17 protein-coding genes are annotated in these 16003 nt (G+C 48.0%); 9 read left to right on the top strand and 8 right to left on the bottom strand.

The window, feature by feature from the left end; all coding sequences use genetic code 11:
- Window positions 1–46: 46 nt before the first annotated feature.
- The 3 genes from ACKFKF_RS01855 to ACKFKF_RS01845 all read right to left on the bottom strand — a co-directional run bounded on the left by ACKFKF_RS01855 (window position 47) and on the right by ACKFKF_RS01845 (window position 3073).
- The gene (locus tag ACKFKF_RS01855; protein WP_446866109.1) at window positions 47–541 is read right to left on the bottom strand and encodes a 3'-5' exonuclease; all 495 of its coding nucleotides are present in this window, start codon (window positions 539–541) and stop codon (window positions 47–49) included.
- 87 nt (window positions 542–628) lie between these two features.
- Window positions 629–1909 (bottom strand): RNA-guided endonuclease IscB, encoded by a 1281-nt coding sequence (gene iscB, locus ACKFKF_RS01850; RefSeq protein WP_446866108.1) that lies wholly within the window; start codon window positions 1907–1909, stop codon window positions 629–631.
- A gap of 429 nt (window positions 1910–2338) precedes the next feature.
- Window positions 2339–3073 (bottom strand): SDR family NAD(P)-dependent oxidoreductase, encoded by a 735-nt coding sequence (locus ACKFKF_RS01845; RefSeq protein WP_446856696.1) that lies wholly within the window; start codon window positions 3071–3073, stop codon window positions 2339–2341.
- Window positions 3074–3212: 139 nt separating this feature from the next.
- Between ACKFKF_RS01845 and ACKFKF_RS01840 the strand changes: the two genes are divergently transcribed.
- The 3 genes from ACKFKF_RS01840 (at window position 3213) to serS (ending at window position 6297) form a co-directional block, all read left to right on the top strand.
- Entirely contained in the window at window positions 3213–3872 is a 660-nt protein-coding gene (locus tag ACKFKF_RS01840) for a SanA/YdcF family protein (protein ID WP_446866107.1), read from the top strand.
- A 117-nt stretch (window positions 3873–3989) separates the two neighbouring features.
- Window positions 3990–4910, top strand: a complete 921-nt coding sequence (locus tag ACKFKF_RS01835) for a hypothetical protein (protein ID WP_446866105.1) — start codon at window positions 3990–3992, stop codon at window positions 4908–4910.
- A gap of 106 nt (window positions 4911–5016) precedes the next feature.
- A complete protein-coding gene (gene serS / locus ACKFKF_RS01830) occupies window positions 5017–6297 on the top strand; it encodes a serine--tRNA ligase (RefSeq protein WP_446866104.1) in 1281 nt (426 codons plus the stop codon).
- 255 nt (window positions 6298–6552) lie between these two features.
- Here the strand turns inward: serS and ACKFKF_RS01825 are convergent, their stop codons facing one another.
- A complete protein-coding gene (locus tag ACKFKF_RS01825) occupies window positions 6553–6924 on the bottom strand; it encodes a Mo-dependent nitrogenase C-terminal domain-containing protein (RefSeq protein WP_446866103.1) in 372 nt (123 codons plus the stop codon).
- A 571-nt stretch (window positions 6925–7495) separates the two neighbouring features.
- Complete coding sequence (gene yidD / locus ACKFKF_RS01820; protein WP_446856690.1) at window positions 7496–7714, bottom strand: membrane protein insertion efficiency factor YidD; 219 nt, start codon at window positions 7712–7714, stop codon at window positions 7496–7498.
- Window positions 7715–7807: 93 nt separating this feature from the next.
- Between yidD and rpsD the strand changes: the two genes are divergently transcribed.
- On the top strand, window positions 7808–8416 hold the full coding sequence (rpsD, locus tag ACKFKF_RS01815) for a 30S ribosomal protein S4 (protein ID WP_446856689.1): 609 nt from the start codon (window positions 7808–7810) through the stop codon (window positions 8414–8416).
- A 422-nt stretch (window positions 8417–8838) separates the two neighbouring features.
- Here rpsD and ACKFKF_RS01810 read toward each other — a convergent pair whose 3' ends face one another.
- Window positions 8839–9120: a hypothetical protein gene (locus ACKFKF_RS01810; RefSeq protein ID WP_446866102.1), complete on the bottom strand. Its 282-nt coding sequence runs from the start codon at window positions 9118–9120 to the stop codon at window positions 8839–8841.
- 576 nt (window positions 9121–9696) lie between these two features.
- Window positions 9697–10377, bottom strand: a complete 681-nt coding sequence (locus ACKFKF_RS01805) for a response regulator transcription factor (RefSeq protein WP_446866101.1) — start codon at window positions 10375–10377, stop codon at window positions 9697–9699.
- Window positions 10378–10510: 133 nt separating this feature from the next.
- Between ACKFKF_RS01805 and ACKFKF_RS01800 the strand changes: the two genes are divergently transcribed.
- Genes ACKFKF_RS01800 through ACKFKF_RS01790 form a run of 3 tightly spaced genes read left to right on the top strand, consistent with a single transcriptional unit; the run spans window position 10511 to window position 13678 of the window.
- A complete protein-coding gene (locus ACKFKF_RS01800; protein WP_446866100.1) occupies window positions 10511–11890 on the top strand; it encodes a sensor histidine kinase in 1380 nt (459 codons plus the stop codon).
- Complete coding sequence (locus tag ACKFKF_RS01795; protein ID WP_446866099.1) at window positions 11887–12357, top strand: rhodanese-like domain-containing protein; 471 nt, start codon at window positions 11887–11889, stop codon at window positions 12355–12357. Before ACKFKF_RS01800 ends, ACKFKF_RS01795 begins: the two co-directional genes overlap by 4 nt.
- A complete protein-coding gene (locus ACKFKF_RS01790) occupies window positions 12341–13678 on the top strand; it encodes a bifunctional folylpolyglutamate synthase/dihydrofolate synthase (RefSeq protein ID WP_446866098.1) in 1338 nt (445 codons plus the stop codon). The genes ACKFKF_RS01795 and ACKFKF_RS01790 overlap by 17 nt, the downstream gene beginning before the upstream one ends.
- On the opposite strand, the gene ACKFKF_RS01785 is transcribed toward ACKFKF_RS01790, so the two are convergent.
- Window positions 13670–13933 carry a DUF1543 domain-containing protein gene (locus tag ACKFKF_RS01785; protein WP_446856683.1) on the bottom strand — a complete coding sequence of 88 codons (264 nt, stop codon included), beginning with the start codon at window positions 13931–13933 and terminating at the stop codon, window positions 13670–13672. The genes ACKFKF_RS01790 and ACKFKF_RS01785 overlap by 9 nt on opposite strands.
- Window positions 13934–14467: 534 nt before the next feature.
- Between ACKFKF_RS01785 and ACKFKF_RS01780 the strand changes: the two genes are divergently transcribed.
- Together ACKFKF_RS01780 and ACKFKF_RS01775 are read left to right on the top strand one after the other, a co-directional pair.
- Window positions 14468–15115, top strand: a complete 648-nt coding sequence (locus ACKFKF_RS01780; RefSeq protein ID WP_446866097.1) for a MotA/TolQ/ExbB proton channel family protein — start codon at window positions 14468–14470, stop codon at window positions 15113–15115.
- 194 nt (window positions 15116–15309) lie between these two features.
- The gene (locus tag ACKFKF_RS01775) at window positions 15310–15936 is read left to right on the top strand and encodes an ExbD/TolR family protein (protein WP_446866096.1); all 627 of its coding nucleotides are present in this window, start codon (window positions 15310–15312) and stop codon (window positions 15934–15936) included.
- Window positions 15937–16003: the final 67 nt, after the last annotated feature.

Genomic DNA, 16003 nt, shown 5'->3' with positions numbered 1-16003 from the left:
CCAATAATCTACAAAACAACATTACTTTGAGATCGACTGAGCTTTATTAACGACTAGCTGCTATCACGATTCGAGCGCAGGCTTCTGCATCTGATAAGGCGTGATGGTGCACTAGATCGATTCCTAAGTAGTCACAAACATTGGGCAACTTGGTAGGGTAGATTCTCCAGGTTTTACGGGCTAGTTGTACAGTGCAAACAAAGTTTTGAGAGGGACGCACCATACCATGAGCATCGCAGCAGGCATACAGCACTCCCTGGTCAAAAGAAGCATTGTGAGCCGCGATAAAGTCAACATTCTCCAGCATGGGTTGCAATGTTTCCCAAACTTCGCCAAAGGTCGGCTCCTCGGCTACATCGTCCCAGGTAATCCCGTGAATGTCGGTAAACTTGAACGCACGACGCGGTGGACGAATCAGCGCATGAACCGATCGTACAATCCGATGATTCTCAACCCGCACCAGACCGATCGCACAGGCACTATCTCGCCCATAATCGGCCGTTTCAAAATCGAGTGACACAAACGATCGATTCAAATTCATCGGAACCTCCGGGAAACCCCTAGCTTCAGACATGGGGAGGGATAGGAGCGGAAATCGACGGGGTTCAACACTCCTGAGATTTCCAATTCAATAGGCATAACTATAGCCGTCCTTTTTGTGAATAGATTGGCAACACTTGTGATGAATGCCTTGCGCCAATCCCGACCTATCAGAGATGTTGAACGAGCCTTTTGAACGAACCGCCACGCGCCCGATATATTCGCCAACCTTTTTCCCAGACGTGACAATCGCTCTCACGATGTCGCCTGTCTGAAAGCCTTGAACAAACTTGAACCTGGGCACATAACGAGATGGAAATCCAAACTTGTCAGTGCGACACATTTGGCGCGAACCGTGCCCCGTGGCTTTAATCTGCAACGGTTTATCGCTCAACACTTCCAGTCCGTCAACTTGACCCACACAGGCAGCATCGAGCCAATGAGTTTTAGGCAGGTCTAACCGAGTCCGGTTGAATTTGGTCAAACCACCCGATCCTGTGCTGACAGGTAGCCCCGTTTCTTTCAGTCGGCTGAACAGTGCCCAACGGGTCGAGTTAACGGCTGCTGCGTCTTTAAGAGGACGTTTAGCTTGAGCTAAGACACGCTTTAGGAGGTCGGGCTTCTTCGCTAAGAAAACCTTGATATCTTGAGTGCCTTTCTTGAGATTGCATTTCTCACAGGCAAGACAGAGATTAGAAATCCGGTTGCTACCGCCTTTTGCTTTGGGCTGGATATGCTCCACTTGAAGCGGGATGTTTTCAGCGCTGCAATAAGCACACTTTCTATCCCACTTGTTGAGGAGGTATTCGCGAACTTCGTAGCCAGCGAGTTCACCCTGCTGATACTCAATCCCTGAGATTTCGGGATTCTCAAGTTGCTGCAAGTCAAATCTGACAAGCTCTTGAACGATTGAACCGATGGGGGCAAGTCGAATAAATTTATTCACCCAAGTCATTGTCGTTTCAACCCGGTGCTGTAAGGAAGGCGCTAACCAACCTTCGGGGCGGGGGCGGTTAAGGAACCGAGCAGGGCGGTAGCGGGTATGTCTAGCACGCCTACCCCGACGCAATGAACGCCGCGATTCTAAGCTTGCTTTGATGGCTTGACCCCGATGGGTGAGTTCAGCCCCAAACAGCACTCTAGAACCCTGAACCAACGCAATGCCCGTTGTCTGAGAACCGGGATCTAGTTTGAGCGTGATAGATTCTGGCGTAGCTATGACCTCCTCTTTGAGAATGATGGTGAAAGGAAACCGTCTAAACACAGCAGCCTTACCCGCATTCAACAACTTACGAGCAATGGTTGGCTTGCAAGGGGTGAGCGGAGTTTTGTGGGTGTCTAGAACGAGAACGAGATTGGGTTTCAACATGGTTGCGTTGTTTCCTAAAAGTCATGTTCGCTTCGCCAATGTTTGAAGAGCTTGTCAGGCTAGTCGCACGTCCTTAACCCTTGTAGGGATGTTTAACGACTAGCGATAGAGCGAGGAACTAGCGTCGCATTCCCCGGTATCGTGACTGTTGAAACGTAGACCTCAAAAGTCTTAGGCTGGTAAGGTAGGCTCTCGCTTCAATCCCGCTCAAAGAGCAGGACAGTCTTGAAAGCCTCCGCCTTTAGGCGTGGGGTTCCTTACTCAACCTGCCTCTACTTGCTGCTCAACACACGCCATGCAATAAACCCCGCAAAGCTGAGATAGCCCAATACCGTTACCCACTCTAGCCAATTTTCGGAGGGCATCAAAAAATGATCGTTCATCGATCGCGCTCACTGAGAATTACTGCTATTTTAAGCCAGACGCGCTTCACCAAGGCAAGCGATCGCCGTTCCAAGAAAAGAATTCGCCGCTGTCGTGGGCTTGTAGTTTGTCTAAAACGGTGAGTAATTGCTGAACGGTACGATCGACGCTAAACAGCTTTTCGGGCGGCACGTTGCGCTGAAAGGGGCGAGACAGATTTGTGTCCGTGGTGCCAGGATGTAGCGTGACGACGATCGCTTTGGGACAAGTGCGTTTGTATTCGATCGCCGTGTTTTTCATCAACATATTCAACGCGGCTTTAGAGGCCCGATAGCCATACCAGCCACCCAGTTGATTGTCGCCAATACTGCCAACTTTTGCTGAGATCGTGGCAAAGATGGATCGGTTTTGATGCTTAAGTAACGGTTGGATGTGTTTCGCCAAAAGGACTGCACCCATGCTGTTTGTCCGAAAATAGTCCAGCAGTTGTTCTGAGTTAATATGGCGCAAACTCTTTTCTGGCTGCATCGTCTCGGTATGCAACACGCCTACACAGTTAACAACTAACTCAAGTGTGGTCGTTTCTGTCTGAATTTTTTGGATCACGCTGGCGATTTGAGATTCATCTGTAATGTCCATCGGCAGACAGCGCAAGCGAGAATCTTGAAGCGCCAATAAGTTTGACTCCGGATTGCGATAAGTCGCGTAGAGAAGGTCAGCCCGATCGCGTTGCAGCAGTTGACGCACAAATTCTAGTCCGATGCCTTGTCCTGCTCCCGTGATTAATGCAGCGATCGTCATTGTACAAAAAAATAAAGGATAAAACGATAAAGGTAAATCGATAAAACGTCCTCTGAGTATACCATTCAAGATTTAATGCGGAAAGCTGATCAGTCAGTCTGTAGCAATCTCTAATTTGTTGAAAATCGTCCCAAAATCCATGAATCGGCTCAAACCCATCCTGAAAAATCGCATTCTTTTACTCAGTTTGGCAATCGGAACACTCATACTGCCGCTTCTATTAATGCAATACGTGAGTTTTATGACGAGAAGCGATCGTTACAACGCTGCTAAGAATGTACCCGTTAAACCTGTGGCGATCGTATTCGGCGCTGGAATTTATACAAACGGAACGCCTACACCAATGCTAGCGGATCGAGTACAGGGAGGAGTTGATCTTTACCGTCAGGGCCGCGTTCGCAAGCTGTTGATGACCGGAGACAATAGCGCCACGAATTATGACGAAGTTACGGCGATGAAGCGATACGCAATCACATTAGGAATCCCAGAAAAAGACATCACGCTCGACTATGCCGGGTTTAGCACCTATGAAAGCTGTTATCGTGCTAAAGCAATTTTTGGCGTTACGCAGTCTGTTTTGGTGACTCAGCACTATCATCTGCCGCGCGCTGTCTACACCTGTCGTCAACTCGGAATCGATGCGATCGGACTCGGAACGCCAGACTGGGAAAGCTACGGAAATCAGGTGATGGTGCCCTACGCCCTGCGCGAAATCGCCTCGACGATGAAAGCAACTTTACAAGTGCATTTATTGCATCCCAAGCCCACCTTTTTGGGGCAGTTTGAAGGCATTCGCTAAGAGAATTTAATCCCTACGGACGATTTATTTTGCTTACGTGCAAATCGTAGAATAAATGCGCTTGCGCTTCACTGAACGAATGCTACAAGCAACGCAAAAAAACCCGGTTCAAAGTCCATGATTACGCTAGAAAATGCCGAAATTAAGCTGAACATTCGTCCTGATTTGGGAGGTCGTCTCGATCGCTTCCAGGATCTCAAAACAGGCAAAGAGTGGCTGTGGCATCCTTTAGAGTATGACGACTCAGAAACGCAATCTCTTCGAGATACCCGCAAGGGGTCGCTCTCCCTTGGTGCCTCATTTGACGACAATTGGACAGGCGGCTGGGACGAAATTTTTCCCAACGATGCCGCAGGTGAATTTCGCGGCTATCAACTCGTCGATCATGGTGAATTTTGGTCACAAAGCTGGAGAGTTGCCGACGCTTCTCCTTTGAGCGTCAAATTAACTTACGACTGCCAAACGGTGCCCGTCAGCGTCGAGAAAACTATTCAACTCAACGCAACCCAACCGGAAGTGACGATCGCCTACACCTTCCAAAATCAATCTGATCAAACGATTCCCTTTCTGTTTAAACAACACTGCGCGATCGCCATTCAAGCCGACGACGAAATTCTGCTACCCGACTGCCTAATCGAACCCGCCTTCATCGAATTCAGCAAAATCATCGGACAAAACCAGAAAACTCGCTTTCCCAAAGCCTTTGCCGCTGACGGACGAGAAATCGAAGTGCAGAAGATCCCACCCAAATCCTCAAAGCTGCAAGAATTTTACTACTGTTCAGATTTAGCGATCGGCGAGTGTGGCATTCGCAGCAAACAGTCAACCTTTCTCATGAGCTTCGATACGGCCGATTTCCCTTACGTTTGGCTCTTTCAAAGTTATGGCGGATGGCGCGATCACTACGTCCTGGTGATGGAGCCTGCTACAACCATTCCCTTCGATCTAGAAGTCGCTAGTCAAAACGGAACGATCGCCCAACTCAAACCCCACGCCTCCCAGCAGCGTACTCTAACCGTGAAATTGCAGCGCTTCTGACAGCAGATTCCACCATCCTCTCGTGTGCGATGTATCCTGATGAATGGGCGATCGCTCAATTTCAGATTGGGCTAAACTCATAACTCAACCTGATTGGAAAAGATTTGTGCTTGACCTGAAGCTAATTCGCGAAAATCCAGAACTCGTTCAAGAAAAACTCAGCCATCGAAACGGCAGTTATGACATTCAGCCGATCGTGCAGCTTGACCTCCAACAGCGCGACTTGGAGAAAACGCGATCGCACCTCCAGGCCCGCAGCAACGAAATCGGCAAACTCGTCGGACAGAAAATCAAATCGGGCAGCGATCCCAAGGGCGAAGAAATTCAGGCATTGCGCGACGAAGGCAACCAGATTAAAGCCCAATTGAGCGAGTTAGAGCCAGCCGAAAAAGACCTCAAAACCCAAATCGAAGCGCTGTTGCTAACCCTGCCCAATCTACCGAGTGACAGTACGCCGATCGGCAAAGATGAAACCGAAAATATAGAAGTCCGGCGCTGGGGCGATGAATACAAACCGCAGCACACAGAGATTCTGCCCCACTGGGAAATCGCTGAAAAGCTAGGCATTCTCAACACCGAACGAGCCACCAAAGTCGCCCAGGCCAGATTTATTACCCTGCTGGGAGCCGGAGCCGCCTTAGAGAGAGCGCTGATTCAATTTATGCTCGATCGCCAGATCGCCGCTGGATACCTCGAAGTTTTGCCACCCCTTTTAGTCAATAGCCAATCGCTCACCGCCACCAGTCAGCTACCCAAATTTGCCGAAGAAAGCTTTAAGTGTAGCGAGGACGATCTCTGGCTGATCCCCACGGCCGAAGTTCCGGTGACTAACCTTTATCGCGAAGAAGTGCTGTCGTCCGAAGTGTTACCGATTCGTCACTGTGCCTACACGCCCTGTTTTCGCCGCGAAGCGGGCAGCTATGGCCGAGATACCCGTGGACTGATTCGTCTGCACCAATTCAACAAAGTCGAACTCGTCAAAATCGTTCACCCTGGCACTTCTGAGCAAGAACATCAGGCCCTCGTCCAAAATGCCGAAGCGATTTTAGAAGCCCTCAAGCTGCCTTATCGAACGATCGAACTCTGTACCGGAGATCTCGGCTTTGGTGCCGCCAAATGCTACGACTTAGAAGTGTGGCTCCCTGCCGCTGGCACCTACCGCGAAATCTCAAGCTGCTCCAATTTCCTTGATTTTCAAGCTCGACGCGGCAGCATTCGATTTAAAGAAGCCGGACAAAAAGGCACTCAGTTCGTTCATACGCTCAACGGATCGGGGTTGGCCGTCGGTCGAACGATGGCCGCCATTCTAGAAAATTACCAGCAGCCTAACGGGACAGTGTGCCTACCAGAAGTGTTACAGCCTTACTTAAACCGAGAAACGCTGTAACAGGAAAGGCTGGCTGCAAATAATGTCCACGTTCATAAGGACTCAAATAAGGACTCAAAAAAATAGAGACCCTTAACAGTAGGCATCTCTATAAAAGTCTGAGGCAAAGCTCAGAGGAAAATGATAAGGTTTGTTGCAATTATGAGCGCTAGAACGACCGACTCGCTAAACTGGCATCACAGCATCTAGTTAAGAATCAGTTAAATCGTCGCTCAAGCTATTTTCGTGCAGTGGGTAGGGTTAAACCTTTGAAAATTAGCAGTAACAGCTAATATCTTCACCGCACTCATCCGCTAAATAGCACAATGCGCGAAAGCGTAGAGCAACCACCTCATCATAGAGAGGGTTGAGCTTGCACATGGGCGGAATATGAAACAGGATCTTGCCCAAAACTTTGACATCGCGTTCAAATGGGCATTGAGCTGGGATCACTTTGCAGAGGCGATGAGCCAAGCCTGCATCACGAACCTGAACACGATCGATCTGTTTCCGCAAAGGAAGCAACCAATCAATATTTTTCCGGGCAGAAGAGTCGGTGACGGTAGCAGCATCGGTAGAGTGTACTGCGGGAGAAAGCCTGACCCAACCTTCTAAGGCGATTCTTCGGTTGGTCTGTTGAGATTTCATTCTTGCGTAGCCTCAACTTGTAGTGCGTGAAGGGAATGAGGGAGATGAATAAAGACTTTAGTGATTCTGAAGTTGAATACAGCGTGACTGGCAGCACTCCCGGAAGCCTAAAACCTTGAGAGTACAAACTTCAGCAGGGACAGCTTGAAGTATAGACTAAAACTGATGTTACAGTCTGTAACCTGCCGTACCAATACTGCCTTATGTTTCGGCAGGGTAAATGCGAGAAACTACTGAACTTTAGAGACCTGTAGCGCTTTACCTCTGATAGTCTAACTTACCAAATGTGTCGATCGTGCAAAGTAAACAGCCAGTTTTTGTAGCGGAACGTAAAGGATTTGATTCTTATTCTAAACGTCTTTTGGCAAGCTTTCAGGTCTGTTTACAAGGATCATGCAGCTTTGGAATGCAGAACATGTGATCCCTGCATCGATCGAACCTATTGAGCGAAATTTAGTGCAAATTCAATAAAATGCTTCGCCAGTAAAGTGCTTCCCTACAACTGGTCATCCAAAAACGTCCCTGGATTATTGCCAGCCATAGCCCGATCGTCTCCATTTCTATCAATCCCTCACTTTCTCTCTGGCACCGGATCATATCCCCCAGGGTTAAAGGGGTGACAGCGACAGATACGTTGAGTTGCCAGCCAAGTGCCTTTGAGGGCCCCATGACGATCGAGGGCTTCGATCGCGTACTGTGAGCAAGTTGGCTGAAACCGACAGGACGGCAACCACAACGGCGAGATAAAAACTCGATAGCCCCGTACCAACCCGATGAGTAAAACCTTCATCTCAAAAAAACCACTGCATCTTCTTTGAAGTTAGCAGCTTGGCGACTATACTAAATAAGCCGTTTAAAAATTCGAGCAACAGAGGAAGTATTCATGTCGCGATATCGAGGCCCGCGCCTTAGAATTGTGCGGCGTTTAGGAGATTTACCTGGTCTAACCCGCAAATCTCCCAGACGAGCATATCCCCCCGGACAACACGGTCAAGAACGCAAAAAGCGCTCTGAGTATGCTGTCCGTTTAGAAGAAAAGCAAAAACTCCGCTTTAATTACGGCGTTACCGAACGTCAACTGCTCCGCTACGTCAGAAAAGCTCGTCGGGCAGCAGGCTCCACGGGACAGGTGCTACTCCAACTGCTTGAGATGCGGTTAGACAACACCATTTTCCGTTTGGGTATGGCTCCTACGATTCCGAGCGCTCGTCAGTTGGTCAACCACGGACACGTCACTGTCAACGGCAAAGTGGTAGACATTGCCAGCTATCAGTGCCGTTCAGGAGAAGTGATCGGAGTTAAAGATCGGGATGCTTCGCGTAAACTGGTGCAACAAAACTTGCAGTATCCCGGTTTGGCAAACCTGCCGAGCCACTTAGAGTTCGACAAAAACAAAATGCAAGGCAAGGTCAATGGCGTTGTAGAGCGCGAATGGATTGCCCTTCAAATTAATGAACTGCTGGTCGTTGAGTACTATTCACGTCAAGCCTAGTTTTTCAAAGTTATCGAGATTTCGCGGCACTCGAATATTTTTTCAAAACCCTTTGATCCCGTCAGTCAAGGGGTTTTTGCTTTGAGGACGCTGATCTAGGAGAATTGTTTGATTGTGGAAAGTCACTTTGAAGTAGACAGGTCAAGTTAAAGATGGCTTCGCCTGAACCCCTTGCACAGCTTGAAAACCATCTTCAGTTTTACGCCTAGCTACTCATCATTCAGGATTTTTCTAGCTTGCAGCACCAAATAGACTTTTTGAATGAACACAAATATTGATGAAGTCTTTTCGCTGCCTTGTTGGGTGCTTCTGCCCTCCAACTCTAGGGGCATCAAACCAGATTTCTGGGGAGAAGTTCCTCGCTTGTGGGGGATTTAGGGTTTGCCTGGGTTGAGAATTGCAGCGAAGGATTTTGTCGAAGGTTAAACGGGCGTTAAGGCACCTGTGATTAGACCTTCTAAGGTTAAGTATTCATCGGCGCTAAGACTGCCCTGAATGTAGGTAGAGTAGCAGTGTTTGAGCGCCCATTTGACAGCCTCCAAATCTGCCCGTTTTCGTGCAGCATTCTGGACACTCTCTAGCGTGATATAGAGGTTACGATCGCTCACCGCCACTCGATCGCCTGGAAGCCAACATTGATACGAATAACCAGCTGGTTCTGAGATAAATTCAATCAGCCAGCCGTTGTAGAGTTCTTTTTTCATCTAACAAAAGAGAATGAATCAACGGACAAAAAAATTGAGAACCTGGGGAGTTTCATGAAGATAAACAACTTTGCAGAAATAGCAGCCAAGAGTGCGCTGAGTTGAAAGCTGCCATTCGTGACAATCTCTATAAGAAGGTGCCTGTGATTAGAGGTCTGCCACAACTAACCACAGACATAATTGCCTTCGGTTGATTTCCTGGCTTGTTGTCGGAGTGTCCGATCGCAAGCCAAGATTTCCCCTTTCCCAGCTAACCGAAGCCTCTTGATCAGGTGCGATAAGCCAGTTAGATAGAAATCTTTACCTCGAAAAGGTCTTAGGGAGCGCGACCCAACCGAGTCAAGGTTTCACATCTGAGAGCGATCGCAAAGCCGATCAAATTTCTCTAACTTGAAACGTTACTGCTTTGACGTGGAGACAAGGGGGAGAAATCGGGGAGAAATCGGGGAGAGGGTTTGAGAGAGGAGGGAGAACTTCGATGATCTGTTCGTAATCTGCTTTGCGGGGAGGGATGAAAAGAGTTTTGAATCCTAAGTTTGAGCTTTCAAGTTCTCCTCACTCCTCACCTCTCACTCCTCACTCCTCACTCTTCATCAACCTGTATCCCAATCCGTGAACGGTTTCGATAAAGTCTTCGGGAGCATTGACGGCTTTTAGCTTGTGACGGAGGCTTTTGATGTGAGATTTGACCGTCTCCTCAGTGGGTGGCTCTTGGAGTGACCAGAGGCGATCGATGATGCCTGCCCGACTCAAAACGCGCCGTCCATTGGAAACGAGCAGTTCTAAAAGCGAATATTCTTTGGGCGTGAGTTGAAGCGGCTTGCCCTCATAGGAAACTTCGTAGGTGCTGGAGTCCATTCGTAGACCGCCCCAAACCAATCCTGTGGACGATAGGCTACTGCCTCGACGCAGTAAAGCTCTGATTCTAGCCATCAGTTCTTGCAGGTCAAAGGGTTTTACCATATAGTCGTCAGCGCCCGCATCCAGACCGATGATCTTGTCTGCGATCGTATCCCTGGCTGTCAACATCAAGACTGGAAAAGTAAAGTTGCGATCGCGCAGTCTTTTACAAAAGTTGACCCCATCCAGTTTGGGTAACGTCAGATCCAAAACAATCAGATCGTATTGGAGGGCAGAGACCCACGTCCACGCCATTTCGCCATCTTGAACAACATCAACCGTATACTGGCGATCGGTCAGTGCCTCATTGAGAACGTCGGCTAATTGAATATCATCTTCAACGACTAAAATTCGCATGGTTGAGCAAGATTTGGACGCGATTTTCGGGGTAATTTCTGGCTATTGTAAATAGAGTAAGGTGATGAATTGCTATCATTTTTAATTTTGTAAATCTGATTCTTACACTTCACGTTTCTTAAAGAAGAGTTCCATGTTTTTCTTAAAAAAGTCGCCCGAAGATAAAGGGTTGATTGTAGGGTTTTTAGCATTGACGCTGTTGATGGGCTTGGGGAGTACAGTTTCTTATCAAAACGCGACACAGCTTATTGAGAATAACAAAAAATCTCAACAAACTTATCAAATTATTAGAAAATTAGTTGATGTATTTGCGACGATGACAGTGGTTGAGTCGGGGCGGCGAGGCTACATTTATTCGGGCGATCGCAAAGAGTTAGCGCGATATGAAACTGCGATCGTTCAGTTTGAGCCGGAGTTGACTGAGCTTCGGATATTAGTATCCGCTGATCCAACGCAGTCTCAGCAATTAGTTAAATTAGAAAGGTTACTTAGTCAGAGGTTGGTACTTCTTAGGGACTCGATCGCTCTCTACCAGCGAGATCAGTCCGCGTTAGACACTCAAGCTTTGATGACCGATCGTAGTGTCGTTTTGCGAGAGCAAATCCAAGCTGTGATTAATGAAATGCGAACTCAGGAAGAACAAGAGCTAGAGAAGTCGATCAAGCAGTCTCAGGTGAGTATCTATGAAAGAAAATTAATCGAAACCTGGCTGACTCTTTCTGGATTTTCAATTTTGATCCTAGGGTTTTTAGGATTTTACTCACAGTTAGTCAAACGTCAACAAGCTGAAGCTTCTGAACAAAAACTATCTCAACAAAAAGAGTTAAGCGAACTCAAGTTAAAGTTTTTCTCAATGGTTTCGCATGAATTTAGAACGCCTTTAAGTGTAATTTTGGGATCTGTTGAACTACTCATTGAAAGTCAGCAGTATTGGACGGAAGATCGTAAACAGAAAAACTTAAAGCGAATTCAATCTTCTGCAAAATCAATGACTCAATTACTAACAGATATTCTCACCTTAACGCGGGCAGAAGCTGGAAAGTTGCAGTGTAGTCTAGAACTGTTGGACTTAGAAGCTTTTTGTCTCAACTTAATTGAAGATTTTGAATGTGCAACACCAGCAATTTATTCGTTTCAATTCACAAGTGACTGTTATTACACTCATGCTCAATTAGATGAAAAACTGCTTTATTCTACATTAGGAAATTTGATATCTAACTCGATCAGATATTCACCCACGGGAGGCAGAATCAAACTCACCTTAAAGAGTGAATTGGGAATGATCATTTTTCAGGTTAAGGATGAAGGGTTAGGAATTCCTTTAGGCGATCGTTCTCGATTGTATGAGCCTTTTTATCGGGGACAAAACGCCACGACGATCGCTGGAACTGGATTAGGATTAGCTGTGGTTAAAAAATGTGTTGCACTACAAAATGGCGAATTGACCTTAGAGAGTCAGGAAGGAATGGGGACAACTTTTACGGTAAGGATTCCGCGAGGTGGTCGTGAATGAATCCTTTTGATCGGCTCAGTTGGTCTGCGCTCAATCTGCTGATTCGGACTCAGTTTCCCAGGGTGCGCCACCTATCAGTTGGTGAACTAGCAAATTGGTTAGAGAGCGATCGCAAACCTCATTTACTGGATGCAAGAACTGAAGCGGAATACAATGTTAGCCATTTGGATAATGCTCAGAGAATTAATCCAGATATCCACGATTTTTCTGATTTGAAACTGTCTTTAGAAACCTCGATCGTGGTGTACTGTTCGATAGGCTATCGATCGGCGCGGGTGGTCGATCGACTCCAGCAAGCAGGATTTACTCAAGTGATGAATCTGGAAGGCTCAATTTTTGAGTGGGCAAATCAGGGTAAACCTATTTACGCTCAAGGGCAGCGGGTGCAGCGGGTGCATCCTTACAGTCCAGCATGGGGCTATTTATTGAGGGAAGATCTGAGAGCATTGAGTGACAACCAGGAGTAATATTTTTGTGGATATTGATGCAACTTTGCAGCGGTTTGAGCGGTTTGGAATTCACTTAGGATTGGAGGCGAGTCAGCGGCTTTTGTCTGCGTTAAACAATCCACACGATCGCGTTCCAATTATTCATGTCGCAGGCAGCAATGGCAAGGGTTCCGTTTGTGCTTATTTGTCATCGGTTTTGACCGAAGCGGGCTATCGAGTGGGACGCTACACATCGCCACATTTAGTTAGATGGTGTGAACGAATTTGTATTAACAACCGATCGATTTCTCCAGAAGATTTGCAGCAGGTTTTGTCAGAAGTTGAGGCGGCAATTGATCCTGCTTTTTGTCCAACTCAATTTGAGGTAATTACGGCGGCGATGTGGCTTTACTTTGCTCAACAGCAGGTAGAGATTGCCGTGGTCGAAGTGGGATTAGGCGGTCGATTGGATGCGACAAATGTCTGCGATCGTCCCCTTGTCACTATCATTACTTCTCTCAGTCTGGAACATTGGCAACGACTCGGCCCAACCCTTGCAGACATCGCTAGAGAAAAAGCTGGCATCCTTAAGTCCGGCTGTCCCGCCGTAATTGGTCAGATTCCCCCAGAGGCAAAACAGGTCATCGATCGCCGCATCGTCGAAGTCAACTGCCCCGTCATTTACCCCGACCCTGCCACAGATTCAGGCAACGGTTGGGCAGAGTACACCCCTCCCTCCTCCGTCCTCCCTCCTCCGTCCTCCCTCCTCCCTCCTCCGTCCTCCCTCCTCCGTCCTCCCTCCTCCCTCCGTTATCAGCTTCCCCTTCAAGGCGCGATCCAGCGACACAATTCAGCGTTGGCGATCGCCGCTCTACAACTTCTCCAGCAGCAGGGATGGAAGATTTCGGATCAGGCAATCAGGGATGGAATCGCTAAAACTCAGTGGGCAGGAAGGTTGCAGTGGTTTAGATACAAAGAGCGCCAAATCCTGATCGATGGGGCCCATAATCCCGCTAGCGCTAAAGTGCTGCGTCAGTTTGTAGAGTCGTTAGACGCTTCTCCTGTGCATTGGGTGATGGGAATGCTTTCGACTAAAGATCATGCGGACGTGTTTAAAGAACTGCTGCGATCGGGCGATTTTCTCTACCTCGTTCCTGTTCCGGGTCACAGTTCTGCCGAGCCTGAAAAACTATCGACGTTAGCCCTACGGATCTGTCCTGATTTGGGTGACTATAACGTTTATACAGACGTGTTTTCAGGATTAGAAGCAGCGCTACAAAACACCCACAACGAACTGATTGTTTTGTGTGGTTCACTTTATTTGATAGGTCACTTTTTTGTAAAAACAAATCTAAGCTGAGTATCGGTCGTCAATTTTTGCCCGATCGCTTTCCTCAGTTTCCGTTAATAGAATGCGATGTCCGTCAACGATGTCTAACTTTTGAATGGCATCAACATGTATCCCATCTGCAATGCCTTTCCATTTTGCCTTTGCCAAGGTTCTCGCTTCTTTTTGGCTTCCAGCGATCACAAACACGACTTCATGATCTTCACCTAACCGATCGCTTGCCAGTTTGCCTCCCAAAAACACTGCGAATAAGCTCTTTTTCAGCATTTCGGCTCCCAAAAGTTTATACGGCGATCCTAAATCAACCTGAATCCGATGAGTCTTTCGCTAGGATTATCAACTCGATCAGTTCCCTAAATCCTCCAAAATTGGGGGACTTTGAACCTTGGGGTTTCCGCCGCTTTGGGGCAATTCATCCCCTGATTCAGCAACGCCTTTTTTTAATGTCAATTCGATAGTCTTGTTCGATTTGGTTACAGTGTTTAGTCGCTTCTAAATTTTCCACCAATCAAGAACTTTCCACCGGAAATCTGGTCTTGAAGTTCCCCAAAATTGGCAGCTTGGGGGCAGAAGACGCGATCAACGAAGCGAAAGGACTTCACCGAACCATCCTTAAAGTTCGAGGAGCATCCAGAAAGTTCAAGGAGCATCTAGATTGAATCATCTACCCGGATCATTCACACTAAATTACGATCGGCCTGCATCAACCATCCATCGAGTCTCTAAAATTAAAATGCCTCAGATTTGTGAGAGGCTGGAAATTCACCATCAGGTGTGAGGCATGACTGGAGAGAACAGACGATGAACATCGTAGAACTATTTCAAAAGGGCGGCGTGACAATGGTGCCGCTGCTGCTGCTCTCGATTTTGGCATTGAGCGCCATTATTGAGCGATCGTGGTTTTGGTTCAATGTCCTCAACAAAGAAAAAGAGACGGTCAATCGGATTCTGGATGCCTCTCGTAAAGACTGGGGGATGTCAACTGAGATTGCACGGCAGGCTTATGACCAACCGATCGCCCGATTTCTCTATGCTGCCCTGCGGCTCCAAGACCCTGACCCAGAACTGTTTCGCCTAGCCCTCGAATCGTCTGCCGACGAAGAAATTGTCTCCATGCGGCGGGGCGACAAGATTCTCGAAGCAGTGATTGCCCTGGCTCCGCTGTTGGGCTTGCTAGGGACGGTTCTTGGCTTGATTACGTCACTGGGGTCGATTCGACTGGGCGACATTGGCACCGCATCTACAGCAGGCGTTACAACGGGGATCGGCGAAGCCTTGATCAGCACCGCAACAGGCTTGATCGTGGCGATTCTTGCGGCTGGCTTCTACAGAATTTTTCAGGCACTCATTTTCAATCAGGCCAAGGTCTTCCGTCGCGCTGGCAATGATCTAGAACTGCTCTACCGTCAAAAATGGCAAAACAAAGGAGGGATGAGGGATGAGGGATGAGGGATGAATGCGTGGGAAGTGTCAAGCTTTTCGCGCCCTAAATCCCCCAAAATTGGGGGGCTTTGAACCTTGGGTTTCCCGCCGCTTTGGGGCAATTCATCCCACGGTTCAGCAATGCCGTTGATATCCATGAATCAACCCATGAATCGACCAAAGTGACTATTTCATCCCTCATCCCTCATCCCTCATCCCTTATGAAGCTCAACCTAGATTCTCCCAACGACGAGGCGCAGATCCAGATCATTCCGTTGATTGACGTGATCTTCTGTATTCTGGTTTTCTTTATTTTGGCGGCGCTGCAACTAACCCGTCAGCAAGGCATCAACGTCGATCTGCCCAAAGCAGCCACAGGCACCGTGCAGACGCAAGAATCCCTCATGGTCTACATTGATCCCGCAGGGCAGATTTACGTGGATAAACAACCCGTCGATCGTGCCCAACTCTTCCAGGTCGTGCAAAACTATCACCAGCAGCAACCCGAAGGCTTATTGGTTCTTAGTGCTTCTCAAACGGCACTCTATAACGATGTGATTCAAGTGCTAGACATTTTACGAACGGTGGGGGGCGATCGGGCTGCTCTCTCCACAGCCCCCCCTCCAAGTGGTCAACCGTCTCCCACTCCAACCACTCCCGCGCCTCTTGTAACCCCTGGCATCAAACCTCCTGTCGCTCCCGGCGGCACCGATCTGTTTGGAAACCCGATCGCACCCAATCCCGGCGGCTTACAAACGACTCCAACTCCCCTTTCTCCTCAGCCAACCCTTCCTCCAGGCTCCGGAACTCAACCCAACACAGAGCCTTCGCCACTTCCACCCCAGTAGACCTGAATTCGATGAATCTTTTTGCGCTCTTTAATGTCGTAGGAGATCTTGGTAATGACCAGCACAA

The organism is Phormidesmis sp. 146-12 (assembly GCF_052939495.1).
This window is presented reverse-complemented; position numbering and strand designations above follow the sequence as displayed.

What these genes read in the sequence shown, in the direction of transcription:
- ACKFKF_RS01810 (WP_446866102.1), bottom strand. Translation starts at nt 9,120, where the DNA reads ATGAAAAAAGAACTCTACAACGGCTGGCTGATTGAATTTATCTCAGAA.
- ACKFKF_RS01840 (WP_446866107.1), top strand. Translation starts at nt 3,213, where the DNA reads ATGAATCGGCTCAAACCCATCCTGAAAAATCGCATTCTTTTACTCAGT.
- ACKFKF_RS01845 (WP_446856696.1), bottom strand. Translation starts at nt 3,073, where the DNA reads ATGACGATCGCTGCATTAATCACGGGAGCAGGACAAGGCATCGGACTA.
- rpsD (WP_446856689.1), top strand. Translation starts at nt 7,808, where the DNA reads ATGTCGCGATATCGAGGCCCGCGCCTTAGAATTGTGCGGCGTTTAGGA.
- ACKFKF_RS01805 (WP_446866101.1), bottom strand. Translation starts at nt 10,377, where the DNA reads ATGCGAATTTTAGTCGTTGAAGATGATATTCAATTAGCCGACGTTCTC.
- iscB (WP_446866108.1), bottom strand. Translation starts at nt 1,909, where the DNA reads ATGTTGAAACCCAATCTCGTTCTCGTTCTAGACACCCACAAAACTCCG.
- yidD (WP_446856690.1), bottom strand. Translation starts at nt 7,714, where the DNA reads ATGAAGGTTTTACTCATCGGGTTGGTACGGGGCTATCGAGTTTTTATC.
- ACKFKF_RS01835 (WP_446866105.1), top strand. Translation starts at nt 3,990, where the DNA reads ATGATTACGCTAGAAAATGCCGAAATTAAGCTGAACATTCGTCCTGAT.
- ACKFKF_RS01795 (WP_446866099.1), top strand. Translation starts at nt 11,887, where the DNA reads ATGAATCCTTTTGATCGGCTCAGTTGGTCTGCGCTCAATCTGCTGATT.
- ACKFKF_RS01780 (WP_446866097.1), top strand. Translation starts at nt 14,468, where the DNA reads ATGAACATCGTAGAACTATTTCAAAAGGGCGGCGTGACAATGGTGCCG.
- ACKFKF_RS01785 (WP_446856683.1), bottom strand. Translation starts at nt 13,933, where the DNA reads ATGCTGAAAAAGAGCTTATTCGCAGTGTTTTTGGGAGGCAAACTGGCA.
- ACKFKF_RS01775 (WP_446866096.1), top strand. Translation starts at nt 15,310, where the DNA reads ATGAAGCTCAACCTAGATTCTCCCAACGACGAGGCGCAGATCCAGATC.
- ACKFKF_RS01800 (WP_446866100.1), top strand. Translation starts at nt 10,511, where the DNA reads ATGTTTTTCTTAAAAAAGTCGCCCGAAGATAAAGGGTTGATTGTAGGG.
- ACKFKF_RS01855 (WP_446866109.1), bottom strand. Translation starts at nt 541, where the DNA reads ATGAATTTGAATCGATCGTTTGTGTCACTCGATTTTGAAACGGCCGAT.
- ACKFKF_RS01825 (WP_446866103.1), bottom strand. Translation starts at nt 6,924, where the DNA reads ATGAAATCTCAACAGACCAACCGAAGAATCGCCTTAGAAGGTTGGGTC.